Origin of the sequence: Methylorubrum rhodinum, assembly GCF_014199935.1 — a bacterium.
Taxonomy (GTDB): domain Bacteria; phylum Pseudomonadota; class Alphaproteobacteria; order Rhizobiales; family Beijerinckiaceae; genus Methylobacterium; species Methylobacterium rhodinum.
Window position 1 is genome coordinate 23483 of record NZ_JACHOP010000028.1, and the last position, 14705, is coordinate 38187.

Genomic DNA, 14705 nt, shown 5'->3' on the forward strand with positions numbered 1-14705 from the left:
GATGGGCGGACGGGGCGCTCAGTCATCGGACGAGAACACGTCGTCGCCGATGAAGATCATGTCGCGGTCGATCTCCGGCGGCTCCTTCTGCGAGCTGTAGGCGAAGAAGACGCGGCGGCTGCGCCCGTCGGCGGCCGTGAGGGTCAACGTGTGGCGGTCGAGGGCGTAGCGCCCGCCCTCCGGCGCGCGGCGGCGGCCGATCGCGGTGCCGACGCCGGAGTCGCCCCCCGAATTGATCGCCCCGACCGAGCCGCCGCGGCCGTAGCTGCCGTCCGGGCGGAAGTCGTAGCGGCTCTCGACGGCGATCGAGACGCTGCCGCCCAAAGCGGTGTTGCCGCCGCCCGACAGGCGCCGATACGAACGCTTCACGCTCTCGCCGGAGGCGGCCGGGAAGGCGCGGAAGAAGCTGCCGTCGCCGAGCGCGTAGTCGTTGGATTTGCCCTTGGAATCCGTCAGCACGAAGCCCTTGGCCGCCCGCGTCCAGCGGCCGAACCGGCGTGGCTTGGCGATGCGTTCTGCCGACAGGTCAACGTCTTCGAGGGCCGTGTCGGCGATCTCGTAATAGGTGCCGTCGCGCAAAAAGATCAGCGGCTCGAAGTCGATGGTCATCATGCCGCCGACGCCGAAGCCGGTGGTGGAGCGGAAATACACGCCCTCGACCGTGTCCCAATTGGCGGCATGGCGCGGCGGCTGCGCGGCGTCGGGCGGCGGCGCAGCGGGCGTCGGCGGCGGTGTCGGGCGGGCGTCGGCGACCGGAGGAGGCGCATCCGGCATCAGGGCGGACCGGCGGGCCCCCTTGCCCACCAGCCCCTCGTCGGTGAGGGCCAGCGCCTGGAGCTTGCTCGCCGGAATGAACTCGTTCGACAGGGTGGCGAGGAAGCGCGGCAGCACGCCGAGCTGCTTGGCCGCCTTCCAGCCCGCGTGGTGGAGCACCATGCGCAGCTTCACCTGCTCGGCGAACGCCGCGCGGGTCGCGGGCTGCGACAGCGGCGGCTTGACCGCCAGGGGTTCGACGAAGGTCCGGCGGATCGCCTTGAGCGCCGAGGGGCTCGGCTCGGTCATGGAATCGTTGGCGACCATCCATTGCAGCGCCACGAACGCGGCGAGCACGTCGCCGGCATCGTCCGAGCGCAGGGGCGTGCCGTCGAGGAAGCCGCGGAAGATCGTATCGTAGTCGTGCCGCGCCATCTCGCGGGCGGTCTCGGCCGCGGCGACCGGGTTGGCGGCACGCAAGGCGCGGACCTCGCGGGCGACGGTGGCGGCGCGCAGTTCCGCCGACGAAGTGAAGGGCAGCGGCGTGACGGAGCCATCGACTTGCGAGCGGGCCGGGCTCGCGCCGAGCCCGATCGCCAGCACCAGACACAGGCCTCGGATCATGCATCCCATGAAGCGCCCCGCCTCCCTCACGCCCACCATCCCCGCACCAGCGCCCACATTCCCGATCCGAGGCCGACGAGCAGCGTCAGCACCATGAACGGCAGCATCGGGATCATCAGCCAGCCCATCATCGTCAGCGTGTAGAGCAGCCCGCCGAGATCGAGGCCGCAGATCACGCAAGGGTGCCGGCTGCCCTCGTCGACGTGGCAGCCGGTGAGGAAGGCGAGCCCGAGGCCGAGCGCCAGCAGCAGCGCGGGCGTCCAGACGATCGCGGTCAGGATCAGCATCATGCGCGACGAGCCCCGCCCGCCCCCGTCTCAGCGCAAGGCCACGGAGGCCGCGACGCGCTCGGCGCGGGCCAGCGCGTCGGCCTTGGCGGCGTCGGCGAAGCCGAGCACCCGCAGGTAGCGGTCGCCCTCGAACACCATGGTCTGGGTCATCGCCATCGGGCGGCTGGTCCGGGTGTCGGTGTAGGTGCCGCGCAGCCGCACCACGATCGCCGAGCCGCGGGGCGAACTTTCCTCGCCGGTGACGGCTACGTCCCGCGCGTCCTTGTGCGCGGCGAAGACGCGGCGGGCCAGCGTGGCCTCCCCGCCCGAGGGTACCGCCACCTGCCCGAGGGACGGCGTGATGAGGATGGCGGGCTGCTCTCCTTGCGGATCGACGTCCTTCGGCCCCTCGGTCAGGATCAGGCTGTTGCCGGCGAACACGACCACCGGCCGGTACCCGGCGGTGTCGCCGATGGTGTAGGGCAGGGCCGCGACCTGATCGGCGACGCTGGCCTTCGCCCGGAAGGCGATGGTGCGGAGCGCCGCCTCGACCGCCTTGCCGGGCACCTGCTTGGCCGCACTCTCCGGCACCTGCACGGTGACGAGGCCGGTGCCGGGGGCGCCCCGCACCACCGCAACCCACTTGGTATAGGTGAGCCCGTTGGCGCTCTGGCTGCCGCGCAGGACGAAGCCCTCGCCGCCCTGGACCGGCAGCGCCTCGCGCTCGCCCTTCACCCGGAAGCCGCTCGCGGCCACCGCCTCGGGCGTGAATTTTTGGCTGATCTGGTCCCAGGCCTCCGGCGGCATCTCCATCAGGATGATCGAGGCGCCGGAGCGATGCTCGAACCCGGCGAAGCTCTTGGCCGGGGTCATGCCCGCGGGCGGCGCGAGGCCGAGCGAGCCGGCGGGCGGGAAGACCGGCTCGGCGCGGGCCGGCAGGATCGCGGCCAGGGCGCCGACGAGGCCGGCGACGAGGCCGCGAAGCGAAGGCCGGCGCAAGCGGGCGAACAGGGCGCGCAGAAACGATCCGTCGATCATCGGGAAACTCCTCAAAGTGGGGCTGGCGGAGAGGGTGGCTTACCGGGTCGCGACGCGGCTGATGACGAAGGTATTGCCGGAGAACTGGACCTGTCCGGGCGCGCTCATGTGCTCCAGCATCAGGCGCAGGTTGCGGCCCAGCCGGGCGGAGTCGGAGCGGGTCTCGTACCAGTAATCGGCGGTTGCGCCGCCGGAACGGACCGGGCGGTGATGCTCGTAGCAGCGGAAGGCCGCCATGTACTCCTCGGCGGCCTGCACTTCCTGGGCCGAGAAGCCGTTGAGCTTGACCACGTAGGCGCTCGGCAGGCCGCCGCAGGCCTCTGCGCCGGGCGCCGCTGCAACGGCTCCGCCCAGCGGGGCGACGGGCGCCGCGGCGGGGGGCGGCGGGCCGGCATCGGCGCCGCGGCGGGGGGCGATGACGCCGTCGAGCTTGGCCGCCAGCGCCGCCGCGACGTCGCCCGCGATTGCTTTGGCCTCGGCGCCGACCCGCTCCAGCAGGCATTCGCGGTCGCAGCCCTGCGGCAGGGGCGGCAATTGCAGTCCGGCCACCTCGAACGAGCCGAGCGACTGGCCGGTGCGCACGTTCAGGAGCCGGCCGGGGATGCGCACCTCCGGCCGAACGATGTCGGAATAGGCCGACTTCGAGGCCGAGGCGTAGATCTGGAACACCGCCACCACCTCGAGGGGCGGATTCTGGACCGCGCGGGCGACCTCGATCAGCTCGGCGTCGCGGCGGCGCACGCGGTTGGCCTGGGTGAAGCCCATCGCCACCGCGGTCTCGTCGTAGACGTTGTAGCCGCGCAGGTTCATCGTCTCGGACAGTTCGGCGATGACCCGCTGGAAGATGCGGTTGCCGCGGGGCACTGCGTCCTCGTCGGCATCCTCGCCCATCACCACGAGGTTGGGCTTCCCCTGCGCCTGCGCGGGCGCCGCCAGCAGCGTGAGGCCAGCGGCGAGCGCGAACAGGGCAGCCGCGAAAGAGGTTTTTTGGGCACGAGCGAACATCAAGGAAGTCTCCAGGGGGCGGCGGTCAGTCGGCGCAGGGCAGCGGCGTCGGGGCCGCGTCGAAATCGTCGAGGTCGAGGGAGGCCGTCGCCCGCGGGTCAGGGAGGCCGGCGCAGGTCGTCGCGGCGGGCAGGACGAAGCGCAGCGCCCCGGTGCGGGCCGGCGCGATCAGGCTGACCTCGACCCGGCGGTTCACCCGCGACAGCGGCGCCGAAAGGTCCTTCGGGCGGCTCGGCCCCCAGCCGTGGACGCGCAGCCGCTCCGGCGCGACGCCGTAGCCCTCGACGAGATGAACCTTCACGGCCCTTGCCCGCGCGAGCGAGAGGCGGCGGTTGTAGGCGAGCCCGCCGGCCGCGTCGGTGTGGCCGGCGATGAGGAAGCTTTGGCCTGCCAAGGCCGGCGCGCGCAGGGCCTCGGCCAGCGGTTCGAGCTGGATGCGCGCCTCGGGCGTCAGGCGGGCGCTGTCGTAGGCGAAGAAGACGGTGAGATCGACCGAGCGGGCGGCGATCACCCGAACCGCCGGGCCGCCGTCGCCGGGGGCGACCGAGAGCGCCGCCGCCGGAGCGCCGGGATTGCCGTCGGCGAAGGGGGCGAGCGAGCGGATGATCGCGGTGGCGCTCGGGTTGGCGGCGCCCGCCTCCGCCCGCTCCAAAACCTCGTCGCGCGGCGGGGGCGCCTCGGCCTCCGCCGGGCGGACGCCGGGCCCATTGCCGGGCCCATTGCCGGGCACCTGGGTCAGCGGGTTGGCGAGCGCTTGGCCCGCGAGCAGCACGGCGAGGCAGGCCGCCACGGCCGAGCCGGCGCGGCTGAACGCTGCTGGCCGGTGCCCGCCCTTCGCCGCCCGGCGGCGCGCAGGCGCGGTGTTTCGCACGAGCGCATCGACGCTTCGCATCGGGTCCCCCTCTCGATCCCGGGCCTTGCTTCGGCCCCTCACACCCCGTCCTTGGGCGGCCCAGAGCGCGTTTCGCGCGTCCGCCGCCGAATTTTTTTGTCGGTCTTCAGCGGCCCCGCAGGATCGCGTTCATCCGGGCCGGATCGAGCGGCCCGTCGGCGGCGGGCGCGGGCGCCGTCACCGGGTTGGCAGCAGTGGGCAGCGGCGCCGGGTCAGCAGCGGCCACGGGGCGCCCCTGCGCCGCCGCGATCTTCGCCAGGATCGGGCTGCGCCCCAGAAGTGCGGTCAGCCGCGTGGCGTTGTTGAAGCTCGTCGTGTCCTTGGGATCGAGCCCGCCCTCCTTGTGGAGCGCCACCCCCGCCACCGAGGCGTCGAACATCAGCGAGCCCGACGAGCCGCCGAGCGTGTCGCAGCGATGGCGCAGGTCCGGCCCCTCGGCCTGGTCCTTCAGGGCGAAGCAGCGGAAGCGGCTCATCACCTTCGGCCGCCCGAGGGGATGGTGGATGACGAGCATCGAGCGGTTGCCGGGGATCGCATCGCCGGAAAGCTTCGCGGCGCCGTAGGTCGCGGTCGGGTTGCCGGCGACACGGGCCAGCGCGTAGTCGAGCCGCGCGTCGAACTCGACCGGCTTCGGGTCGATCTCGAAGCGGCGCGAGCCCTTCCCGTCGAGCGTCAGGTAATCCATCAGGATCGACGCCTTGACCGGCACCATCTCGCCGCCCTGCGGCAGGCAATGGTGGTTGGTCAGCACATAGTCGCCCGGCAGCAGCGTACCGGTGCAGGACGCGCCGACCTGCTGGCCGGTGCGGGTATTCTTGAGCACGATGTCGACGCGGCCGATGGGGCGGGCAAGCGCCGCGAGCCCGTCCTTGGGATCGAGCTCCGCGATCGGCTCGAACGCGCCCTTGTTCTGATCGACATAGGCGGCCGCGTCGCCGGTGGTCTGGCGCAGGGGCAGTTGCGCCCGCCCGTAATCGGCGGGATCGAACCCGACGCTCTGGCCCGCGGCCGGGCCGGACATCCCGAGTGCGAGCAGCAGGCAGGCTCCTGCCCCGAGGGGGCGGTGTTTCCGGCGAATCGAGGTCATCGCTTCCCTCCGCTTCGTCGCGGCTCTATGCCCGGCTGAAGGCCATAGGTCAAAAAGCCGTGAACGGATTGCAGTCCCATCGCCGTTCCCATCGGGCCTCCCTCAGCGCGTGAGCGCATGGACGAGGCGCGGGCCGGACGCCGCGCCCGCCTCGGTGACGGCCTGGACCGCGTAGACGAGGTTTTGGCGCCCGCCCTCGCGCAGGAAGTAGCCCTGCGCCCCGTCGGCGAGCCGCACCGGGGGCAGGGCGGCGGCGCGCAGCTCCGGGCCGACTTCGATCCGGGAGGCGGGCGCCTCGGCCCGGACAGCGATGCCGCACAGGTCCGGCGCGAGGCGGGTCGGGGCGAAGCGATCCGCGGTCTCGACCGGCACGGGACGCCGCTCGGGCGCATCGGCCCCGAAGGCAACGCGGCGGCAGGACGAGCCGGCGGGCGCGCGCAACTCCTCGACATGGATCATGGGGGCGGCGGGCGCTTTCGGCGCCGGAGCAGGGTCGGCGTCCGGTGGCTTCGCTGCCGTGGCGGCGGCAGTGCCCGGCTCGCGCGCAGGCGGCTCGGCCGCCGTCGTGGCAGCGAAGGTCGCCGCGGGCTCTTTCGTGCTGAGGCTCGGGACCGAACGCGGTGTGAAGGCGACCATCGCGGCGACGCCCGCGGCGGCGAGCGCGCCCACAGGCAGGGCGAGGCGACGGAGCCGGCGTGCCGGCGGGGGCGCCTCGGCGGCGACGGGCGGATCCGCCGGTCGCGTCAGCGCGTCGAGCGCCGCCGTCAGACCTTTGCCCGGCAGCATTTCGGGCCGCCCGAGCGCGCGAACGGCGGTTTCGGCCGCTGCCCGCTCCGGCCCGTCCGGCAGCAAAACCGCGAGGCGAGCCCGCGGCGCCTCGGCGAGGAGGCTGCGGGAGCGCTCGATCTTGTCGAGGAGCGCGTAGTCGCCGGGCAGCACCGCGAGGTCGAGATCGACCGCGCCGGTGGCCCACAGGATCAGGTCGGCTTCCGCGGGCTCGGCGACGAGGCGGTGGCCGCGCGCGGTCAGCCCGTGGGCGAGGCCGACCGGGACCTCCCAAGAGCGCCCGGCATCGAACGAGCCCGACAGGCGGAGTTCGTGCGGGCCGACCTCGTGCCCGACGAGCCGGGCGAGCGGCCCGCCCGCGGCGCACAGCCGGGCATAGTCGGCCGACCAGGGCAGCGGGCGGTAATCGCCGTCGGCGAAGGCGGCCGAGGCCGGCAGGCCGGAGCGGGGCGTGAGCGCGCGCAGGCGCAGGGGGCCGGCGGTGGTGGGGATGATGATGAGGATCGCGGGCGGGGTCATGCGGGGGCGCCCGCAGATCCAAGCGCCCAAACCCTCCCCCCATCGGATATCGGGCTTGCCCGATATCCGATGGGGGGAGGGTTTGCGGCGCGCTCGCGCTTCTCTTCTCACAACAGGAACACCGCGCTGCCCGGATCGCGCAGCATGCGGCCCAGCGCCTCCGCCTCCGGCACCGCCGGATCGAGCGCCAGCACGATCGCGCCCTCGACCGGGGGCGCGAGGTCGAGCCGTACACCCTCGTCGCCGAGCCACGCCTCGATCGTCCGGGGCGGGCGTTCTTCGACACCGCGCAGGATCAGGAGGGGCGGCGTGCCCTCCAGGATCTCCAGTTCGAACGGGCCGACCCGGCGGCGCAGGAGCGCGCCGTCCGAGGCTGCCGCGGCGAGCGGTGCGTGGGCGATGGCCTGGGCGCCGAGCAGGGTGCGGTAGCGGCGGGCCACGCCCGGATCGGTGCGGATCGCCCGAACGACAATGAGATCGACCGGATTCCCGGCCGCGCGGGTGGCGTGCGCCCAGAGCGCGGCGTGGCCGATGCGGGGCGCGGGTGCGGGTTCCCGCATCAGGGCGCGGGTGGCGTGGAGTTCGGCGAGCAGGCGGGCCTCGTCGCTCATGCCGCCGCCTCCCCGGCATAGGCCGCGGACAACGCCGCGGCGAAGACCGCGCGGTCGGCCTCGAAGCCAATGTCCAGCGGATGCTGCCGGGCGAGCGCCGCGAGCGCCCGCTCCAGCCGGCCGGTTTCCTCGGCGACGCGCAGCAAAGCCGTCTCGGCGGCGGCAAAGCCGGCGGTCAGCCCGGCGCGGTCCTCGAAGCCGGCCCGCCGCACCCGGCGCAGGTCGGCCTCGGCGGCGTCGAGGGCGGCGCGGGCCTCATCGGAGAGGGCGTCGCGTTCGAGGATGCGGAGGGCCGCCGCGATCCGCAGCATCCGGGCGAGATGGGCGGCGAGCGCCGCCGCCCGCTCGGCGAGCGCCGCGTAGCTCTCGGCGTCCGTGCAGGCCGCGCGCTCGGCGATGTCGGCGCCGCCCCCGCCCCGGCGCAGGCGGTTGGCGATGCCCGATTGCACCCGCCCGAAACTCGCCGCCCGCAGGGTCGTCAGCGGACGGGTGCGGTGGAACGGCTCCAGCCGCAGGAAGTCGGCGAGATCCTCGCGCTCGGCACCGGTGAGGATCTTGGGCCCCTCCGGCCAGTCGGCCAGCAGCACCGCCAGCGAGGCGGCGGGCTCCGCGGCGGCGAGGTCGGCGAGCGCGGCATCGAGGCGCTCCTCCCAGCCCCTATGCCCGTCCTCTTGCGCGTCGAGGGAGGCGGCCGACGCCAATCCGTCGAGGCCGTCCACCAGATGCGCGCCGGCCTCGAAGGTCACGAAATGCTCGGCGATCGTGCGGAAGCCCGGCCGCTCGCCCGCCGCCATCTCGGCCTGCCAGAAGGCGAGGATGTCGGCATCCGAGAAGGCGCGGCGCCCGCCGAGGAAGCCGAGCAGCGCTCGGAAGCGCCGCTCCTCCCGTGCCAGCGGCAGGTGGGCGTTGCGGTAGGCGGTAAGATGCCGGGCGAGGCGCTTGGCCAGGAAGGCGGCGCCCTCGGAATCCGGCGCGGCGGCCAGTTCGTCGAGCCAGCCGGTGACGGTGCCGAACCCGGCCAGCTCCTCGGCCGTCAGCACGAATTCCCCAAGCGCCAGCAGCCGGGCGAGGCCGGACCAGCCGGTGTGCCAGCCGGCCTCTCCTTCGAGGACGAGACCGCGGGCATCCGCGGCCAAACGCCCGGAGAAGCGCGCCTCGCAGTTCGCTGCGCTCGAAAGGCCGGGATCGAGGGCGAGGGTCACGAGGTCGCGGCCCTCGCGGGCGGAGGTCGCCCGCGCCAGGGCGGCGAGCGCGTGGGCGAGGTCCCAGAGCGGCCGGTCGCGGTTCGGGCGTACGGCGCCGGTGACGACGCGGGCGAGCCATGCCCGGTCGGCGCGGGAGAGGTCGCGGCCCTCGCCCACCGCGGCGAGGTCGGCCGCGCAACGCTCGTCGTATCCGCCGGTCATGCGCGCCCCGTGCGCTTCCGCCCCGGTCCGCCGCGCCCGAGGCACGGCGGACCCTCGATAACGTCATCCGTCGGCAACGTCACGTTTCGCGCCCTCATCACTTCGGCAGGATATCGGCGGCACGCGCCGTGGCGATCATCGCCGCGTGCATCGCTCCGTCGTCCACGTCGCCGGTCAGGTTGGCGAGCGCGTCGTCGAAGGCCTCGTCCTGCTTGCCCATGAAGGCGCGGCGCGCCTCGGTCTCGCGCGGATAGGGTTTCGGAAACATCGCGATGCCGCGCTCCACCGCCGCGGCGTGGTCGGGCAGGTTCATGGCCTTCAGGGCGGCGGCGACATCGGGGGCGAGGACGCCGGAGGAGTTGAAGAAGGCCTGATGCACCGAGCCGTTCAGCATCTCCGCCTCGAAGATGCGCACCGCGACGATCCGAGCGTGCGGCGTCGGCAGGGCGGCGAGGCGGGCGGCCACGGCGGCGGGCGCGTCGTAATGGTTCAGGCACTGCCACAGGCCTCCGGTGAGGAAGGCGAGGCGGTCGTCGTCGTCCGCCCCGCTGCGCAGGGGCTCGTAGATCGCCGCGAGTTCGGGCGAACGGGAGATGCGTGCCGTCGCCTCGTCGATGAGGCGCGGCAGCGCCCGGAACCGCTCGGACAGGCGGTCCAGGGCGGCGTCGAGCGCCTCGTCCAGGATGTCGCCGCGCCCGTCGCTCCAGCGGGCGTAGCGCTTGGCCTGGGTGCCGCCGAAATCCGGGCCGAACAGGGCGGCCCCCTCGCGCAGGAGCGCCGCGTGGGCGGAGAGCCCCTCGGCGTCGAGGACGCGCAGGGCCTCGTCGAAGTGGACGCTGTCGGAGAGGACGAAGAAGCCCTTCAGGCCGGTGCCGCCGCTCGTCCAGTGGTCCAGAGCCGCCAGCATGAGCACCGGACGCTCGATGGACGCAAAGGTCGCGAACCCGCGGGCCAGCGCCGCCCGCATCGCGACGGCGCCGGCCTCGTCGAGGGAGAACCGATCGAAGTCCTTGGTCTTCCCCGCCTGCTCCTCCTCGGACTTGAAGAAGAGATCGGGCATGCGCAGCGGCAGGGCGCGGCTCTCGACCGCCTTCGTCATCGGGTAGCGCCGGAGAGAATCGAGATCGCAGGCCGGGGCCTGCTGCTGCGTGCAGGCGGCAAGCGCCGTCAGGGCGAACGCGGCGAGCGCGCGACGCCACGCCCTCGGAACCTCACGTGCCATGCCGGCCCGCACCCTACGCCCTCTTGCGCCGCCCGGCCGTCAGCCAAAGCAGCGCGAAGCCGAGGAAGCCGCCGACGCCATGAAAGGCGACGTGGCCGAGCCCGTGGTCGAAGGGCGCGGGCGGCACCTGCCCGGCGAGCGCATAGACCACGGTCATCACCGCGGTGCCGGCCGCGTAGGATGCCAGACGCGAGACGGACGCCACCTTCCGCAGAACCCAGGCGAGCAGCGCCCCGAGCAGGGCCGAGCCGAGGACGACCCCCAGGAAACTTCCGACCAACGGCGCCATGCTTCACCCTTCTTGCTGTCAGCGCACGACGATCCGCGCCGTCGCCTCCGTCACGCCGGGCGTCGCCCGGATTTTTTCCAGCAGATCGAGCACGTCGGGCGGCGGGAGCAGTTTGGCCTCGCTGTTCGCGCCCGGCGCGACGGCCAGCCAGCGCGCGGCCAGTTCCGGCGGCAGGCCGCCCTCGATGCCGAAGCAGGAAAACAGGTTCTCGAACGGCTCGCCCGCGACGATCTCGTCGAGGCCGTAGCCGCGGGGATAGCGCCGCGCCTCGCCGGGCTTGAGGGGATCGAGCGAGGCGGGGTTGTCGCGCACGGGCAGCGCGACGAAGGCGGTCTCGTCCGGAGCCACGATCCAGCAATAGAGGCTCTGGCGCGCCCGCGATTCGATGCGCAGTTCCAGCCGCTGCCCGGCCGAGAACGGCGTGGCGGTGGGTGCGACCGTGAGCCGGCCGCCGTCGGTGCGGGCGGTGGCCGCGAGATGGTCGAGGAAGGGCCGCGGGGTCGGGTCGCAGCCGAGCCCGTCGAGGCCGATGCGGCGTCGCCCGGTCGGGGCCAGCACCGCGCCGTCGCGCTGGAACTCGACTTCCATGAAGGATTGCAACGAACCCTGCCGGTCGCGGTCGGTGAGGAAGCGGCCCCGCGCGGTGAGCGGACCGGTGCAGGCAGTGCCGGGCGGGCGGCGGCGCACGTCGAGGCGGGCGCCCTTCAGCACGCGGTTGGCAGAGCGCGCCTCGGCGTCGAGGGCGATGAGGAGGCGGTCGGTCAGCACGCCGGCGCAGCTCGAATGGCCGCCCTCCGCCACGAAGGGGCAGACCTCGACGGCGCTCGCGTTCGGGGCGGCCTGGCCGAGCGCCTTGACCGCGCCCTCCATCACGGCATCGACGTCGGAAACGCCCGCGCCGACGCGGATCGGCACGATCACCGGCTCGCTCGTCGCCTTGCAGGCGGCCGAGCGGGTGATGGCCTGGAGCCGGAGCGCGGCGGTCTCGCCGGCCCGGCGCGGCTCCACGAGGAAGACGCTGGCATCCCCGGTGAAGGCTTGGCGGATCTGCGCCTCGGCCTCTGCGCCGGAGAGCCCCGTGGTGCCCTCGCGTAGGGCCTTGATGCGGACGACGTCGGCGGCAGCCGCGAGCCGCACCCGGCCGCTCGCCTGGAGCCGGCTCTCGATAGCGAGCCGCACCTCCTCGGCCTGCTCGCGCGACAACGCGGTCTGGCCCGGCTCGACGCCGACGACGGCGAGCGTCAGGTCGGGCCGCCCGGCGCACGCCGCGACCGCGTCGAGGAAGGGGGCGAGGGTGGCGGTGGTGGGGTCGGCGCGGGCGGGGGAGAGGAGAATGGTGAAGAGGAGCGCGACGGCCGCCGCGAAAAACCCTCCCCCCTCCGCGGGGGAGGGTGGCCCCCGAAGGGGGTCGGGAGAGGGGAGCCCGGCTTCCGGAGGATTCGGGTCGAGGACAGCCAAGCGGCACCGTCGCTCCCCTCTCCCGCCTGCTCCGCAGGCACCCTCCCCCGCAGAGGGGGGAGGGTAGAGCGCGCGGGTCGCCAATATCCGGCTCATTCCGCCTCGTTCGCCCGCGCGTACTGGTCGAGCGCGCGCACGAAGACCGGGTTGAAGCGCCCGTCGAGGGCGCCCGGATAGTAGTCCGCGTCCTTGATGGCGCGCTGGACCGTGCGGATCGTCTCGGGCCGGAGTTTCTGCTGCGCCGTGTCGGTGGCCGAGACCGAGGCGGCGCCGAGTTCGCCCTTCTTGAGCGCCCGCAGCACCATGTCGGCGGAGCGCACGCCCGGAAAGTAGCGGGAAAAGCCGTTGTCGATCAGCGTCGCCATCGTCGCCATGGCGACGGGATCGCCCTTGTCGGCGGCCTGCCGAAATAGGTCGAAGCCCTGGCGCAGATCCTTCGGGAAGCCGTAGGCGCCGCTGGCGTAGTGCGGCACGAGCTTCGAAATCGAGGCGACGTCGCCGCCCGCGACCGCGCGCTTGTAGAGCGCCACCGCCTGCGCGTCGTCCTTGGGGATGCCGTTGCCGTATTCGAGCATGCGGGCGGCGTTGGCGAGCGCCACCACGTTGCCGGCCTCGCCGGCCTGCCGGTAGAGCCGGTAGGCTTCCGCTTGCGAGCGCTTCACGCCCTGGCCGTACTCGTGGAGCGTGGCGAGGTTGTTCATCGCGGCAGAACTGCCGGCCTTGGCGGCCCGGTCGTAGGCGGCAAACGCCTCCTTGGACCGCTCGGCCCGGTCGTAGGCGCGGCCGAGCTGGTAATCGAGGCGGCGCAGATTCGGGTAGGCGGAGGCGGCCGCGCGGCAGGCCTCGATCGCGGCGGAGGCCTCGATGCGGCCGAGCTTCACCCCCGGCACACTTTTCGGGCGATCCGGATCGTCGGTGCCGACGGCGAGTTCGTCGCAGCGCTTCACCCGCGGATCGCTGCCGGGATTGGAGCCGCCGAGATAGCCCTCGGCGATGCCGCGGTAGGCGCAGACCTCGCCGCAGGAATCGAGATAGGCCTGATACTGCCGCTGCGCGCCGAACTTCGCCCAGTTCTCCTGGTCGATCGCCGCCGCGTCCCGGCGCCGGCCCGAGAGCAGCCGGTCCATGGCTTGGGACCGGTAGGTGCAGGTCTCGCCGCACGAACCGACATAGGCTTCGAACGCCTCGCGGGTGCCGAGCGCTTGCGCGCGCTGCCACGCCGCCTCGTCGCGGAGCGCCGCGACGCCGCCCGCCACCGCCTCGACCGGGAGCGAGGCCTTCAGGACGATCGGCGCGTCGTCGACCTCCGGCACCTGCTCGCGGCCCGATGCCCGCCGGGCGCCCTCGGCGACTTCGGAGCGAAGGTAGCGCTTCAGCTCGGCCCACTGCACGAGCCCGTCGCCGTCGCCCTGCGCCTCCTTGGCGTCGGCCTGCCCCGAGACGCCCATCAGGAAGCGGCTGGTGAGGAGGCCGAGGCGGTTGGTCTCGTCCCAGTTGGCGGGCGTGGCGCCGGAGGTGGCGACGAGCCGGACGATGCCGCTCTCGGCCTTGGGCTTGGCCGGCGCGAAGCCCGGTGCCGAGACCGCGAGCAGGCTCTCGCCCTTGCGCCCGGTCTCGCCGGTGAAGCAGGCATCGACCATGACGACGAGTTGGCGCTCGGGCCCGATCTTGCGCTTCACGAGGTCGAGGTTGCGGTAGAGCGTCTCCAGGCTGTAGCCGCTCTCGCCCTGGTTCGGGTTGCCGTCTTGCGGAAGCAGGAAGGGCTGCCGGGTCGTCAGGTCCGGCACGCCGTGGCCGGAGAAGTAGACGAAGACGTTGGAGCGGCCCTCGCGCACGCTGCGCCAGAGGCGCCCGGCCTGCGGGTTTCGCTCGGTGCCGAAGGCTTGGTTGAACTCGTTGAGCGTCGCGTCCTTGAGGACGAAGACGTTGCCCTCGCGGTAGCCGAGCCGCCCGATCAGGTAGGAGCGGATCGCCTCCGCGTCGTTGTGGGCGAAATCGACCGGCACCGTCTGCTTGTAGCTGCGGTTGCCGATCACCACCGCGACGGAATCGGCGTTGTCGGCGAAGGGGGCCGGGTCCGGGGCGGCGCGGGCGGGAGGACTTAAGCCGCAGGCCGCTCCGAGAAAGGCGGCTGCGATAAGGGCGATCCGCCGGGCGGCGGACACCGGGGCTTGTCTCGGCACAGATGCCTTCAAGGGCGTCCTCCTGCCGGCTCGCTGGCCGGATCGATCGTCCTCGACAAAGGGGCACGCCCGAATCCGGGCGCGGGACAGGGTTAGCCGCGCGGAACCTGAGAAACAATGCCGCCCGGAGCGGTCGGCCTCAGAGCCTCATCCCCCCGCGAACAGCGCGAGGACGAGGCTGAGGGCGGCCAGATGCAGCGGCGAGAGGGCGGTGATCAGCATCGCGTCCCCCCTTACGGCAGGTAGAGGCCGGTGCCGCAGCGGCGCACGCGGCGCGCCTCGATAGTGCCGGTGTACCGGTTGAACACCTCCACGGTGCGGTAGAGGCAATACCGCCCGGAGTTGCGGCCGTTGTAGTAGACGCCGCCATTGTCGAGATCGACGCCGATGAACTCCTGGTTGCCGCGCGGAGGAGCGGCGTCTTGGGCGGAGGCGGGTTGCGCGGCGCCGAGCAGGCCGGCGGCGGCAATCGCGAGGATCGTGGTCTTGGTCATCGTCGCGTCTCCCTGATCGGGCGACTTCCGCCCTCGACAGGGGCATGGACGCGACAGAGCCGTTCTCGC

14 protein-coding genes are annotated in these 14705 nt (G+C 73.3%); all 14 read right to left on the bottom strand.

Going from position 1 to position 14705, the window contains the following annotated elements:
- Positions 1–18 precede the first annotated feature (18 nt).
- The 14 genes from HNR00_RS22120 to HNR00_RS22185 all read right to left on the bottom strand — a co-directional run bounded on the left by HNR00_RS22120 (position 19) and on the right by HNR00_RS22185 (position 14636).
- Positions 19–1377, bottom strand: a complete 1359-nt coding sequence (locus tag HNR00_RS22120; RefSeq protein ID WP_246390924.1) for a hypothetical protein — start codon at positions 1375–1377, stop codon at positions 19–21.
- A gap of 26 nt (positions 1378–1403) precedes the next feature.
- On the bottom strand, positions 1404–1667 hold the full coding sequence (locus HNR00_RS22125) for a hypothetical protein (RefSeq protein ID WP_183573149.1): 264 nt from the start codon (positions 1665–1667) through the stop codon (positions 1404–1406).
- A gap of 27 nt (positions 1668–1694) precedes the next feature.
- Positions 1695–2684, bottom strand: a complete 990-nt coding sequence (locus HNR00_RS22130; protein WP_183573151.1) for a hypothetical protein — start codon at positions 2682–2684, stop codon at positions 1695–1697.
- A 39-nt stretch (positions 2685–2723) separates the two neighbouring features.
- The gene (locus tag HNR00_RS22135; protein WP_183573153.1) at positions 2724–3689 is read right to left on the bottom strand and encodes a hypothetical protein; all 966 of its coding nucleotides are present in this window, start codon (positions 3687–3689) and stop codon (positions 2724–2726) included.
- 25 nt (positions 3690–3714) lie between these two features.
- Positions 3715–4581 carry an OmpA family protein gene (locus HNR00_RS22140; protein WP_183573155.1) on the bottom strand — a complete coding sequence of 289 codons (867 nt, stop codon included), beginning with the start codon at positions 4579–4581 and terminating at the stop codon, positions 3715–3717.
- 106 nt (positions 4582–4687) lie between these two features.
- Positions 4688–5668: a trypsin-like serine peptidase gene (locus tag HNR00_RS22145; RefSeq protein WP_183573157.1), complete on the bottom strand. Its 981-nt coding sequence runs from the start codon at positions 5666–5668 to the stop codon at positions 4688–4690.
- A 102-nt stretch (positions 5669–5770) separates the two neighbouring features.
- Positions 5771–6973, bottom strand: a complete 1203-nt coding sequence (locus HNR00_RS22150; RefSeq protein ID WP_183573159.1) for a hypothetical protein — start codon at positions 6971–6973, stop codon at positions 5771–5773.
- 107 nt (positions 6974–7080) lie between these two features.
- Positions 7081–7584 carry a hypothetical protein gene (locus tag HNR00_RS22155; RefSeq protein ID WP_183573161.1) on the bottom strand — a complete coding sequence of 168 codons (504 nt, stop codon included), beginning with the start codon at positions 7582–7584 and terminating at the stop codon, positions 7081–7083.
- Positions 7581–8990 carry a hypothetical protein gene (locus HNR00_RS22160; RefSeq protein WP_183573163.1) on the bottom strand — a complete coding sequence of 470 codons (1410 nt, stop codon included), beginning with the start codon at positions 8988–8990 and terminating at the stop codon, positions 7581–7583. Before HNR00_RS22160 ends, HNR00_RS22155 begins: the two co-directional genes overlap by 4 nt.
- Positions 8991–9087: 97 nt before the next feature.
- Positions 9088–10212 (bottom strand): DMP19 family protein, encoded by a 1125-nt coding sequence (locus HNR00_RS22165; protein ID WP_183573165.1) that lies wholly within the window; start codon positions 10210–10212, stop codon positions 9088–9090.
- A 13-nt stretch (positions 10213–10225) separates the two neighbouring features.
- Positions 10226–10501, bottom strand: coding sequence for a hypothetical protein (locus HNR00_RS22170; protein WP_183573167.1), 276 nt, complete (start codon positions 10499–10501; stop codon positions 10226–10228).
- Between the two features lie 18 nt (positions 10502–10519).
- Positions 10520–11959 carry a hypothetical protein gene (locus tag HNR00_RS22175; RefSeq protein WP_246390928.1) on the bottom strand — a complete coding sequence of 480 codons (1440 nt, stop codon included), beginning with the start codon at positions 11957–11959 and terminating at the stop codon, positions 10520–10522.
- Between the two features lie 92 nt (positions 11960–12051).
- Complete coding sequence (locus tag HNR00_RS22180; protein WP_210306626.1) at positions 12052–14154, bottom strand: caspase family protein; 2103 nt, start codon at positions 14152–14154, stop codon at positions 12052–12054.
- 221 nt (positions 14155–14375) lie between these two features.
- On the bottom strand, positions 14376–14636 hold the full coding sequence (locus tag HNR00_RS22185) for a hypothetical protein (protein WP_183573169.1): 261 nt from the start codon (positions 14634–14636) through the stop codon (positions 14376–14378).
- Positions 14637–14705: the final 69 nt, after the last annotated feature.

Bases quoted from the DNA above. Each gene is read 5' to 3' on its own strand.
- HNR00_RS22120 (WP_246390924.1), bottom strand. From the start codon at position 1,377: ATGATCCGAGGCCTGTGTCTGGTGCTGGCGATCGGGCTCGGCGCGAGC.
- HNR00_RS22125 (WP_183573149.1), bottom strand. From the start codon at position 1,667: ATGATGCTGATCCTGACCGCGATCGTCTGGACGCCCGCGCTGCTGCTG.
- HNR00_RS22145 (WP_183573157.1), bottom strand. From the start codon at position 5,668: ATGACCTCGATTCGCCGGAAACACCGCCCCCTCGGGGCAGGAGCCTGC.
- HNR00_RS22185 (WP_183573169.1), bottom strand. From the start codon at position 14,636: ATGACCAAGACCACGATCCTCGCGATTGCCGCCGCCGGCCTGCTCGGC.
- HNR00_RS22130 (WP_183573151.1), bottom strand. From the start codon at position 2,684: ATGATCGACGGATCGTTTCTGCGCGCCCTGTTCGCCCGCTTGCGCCGG.
- HNR00_RS22160 (WP_183573163.1), bottom strand. From the start codon at position 8,990: ATGACCGGCGGATACGACGAGCGTTGCGCGGCCGACCTCGCCGCGGTG.
- HNR00_RS22165 (WP_183573165.1), bottom strand. From the start codon at position 10,212: ATGGCACGTGAGGTTCCGAGGGCGTGGCGTCGCGCGCTCGCCGCGTTC.
- HNR00_RS22140 (WP_183573155.1), bottom strand. From the start codon at position 4,581: ATGCGAAGCGTCGATGCGCTCGTGCGAAACACCGCGCCTGCGCGCCGC.
- HNR00_RS22155 (WP_183573161.1), bottom strand. From the start codon at position 7,584: ATGAGCGACGAGGCCCGCCTGCTCGCCGAACTCCACGCCACCCGCGCC.
- HNR00_RS22135 (WP_183573153.1), bottom strand. From the start codon at position 3,689: ATGTTCGCTCGTGCCCAAAAAACCTCTTTCGCGGCTGCCCTGTTCGCG.
- HNR00_RS22170 (WP_183573167.1), bottom strand. From the start codon at position 10,501: ATGGCGCCGTTGGTCGGAAGTTTCCTGGGGGTCGTCCTCGGCTCGGCC.
- HNR00_RS22150 (WP_183573159.1), bottom strand. From the start codon at position 6,973: ATGACCCCGCCCGCGATCCTCATCATCATCCCCACCACCGCCGGCCCC.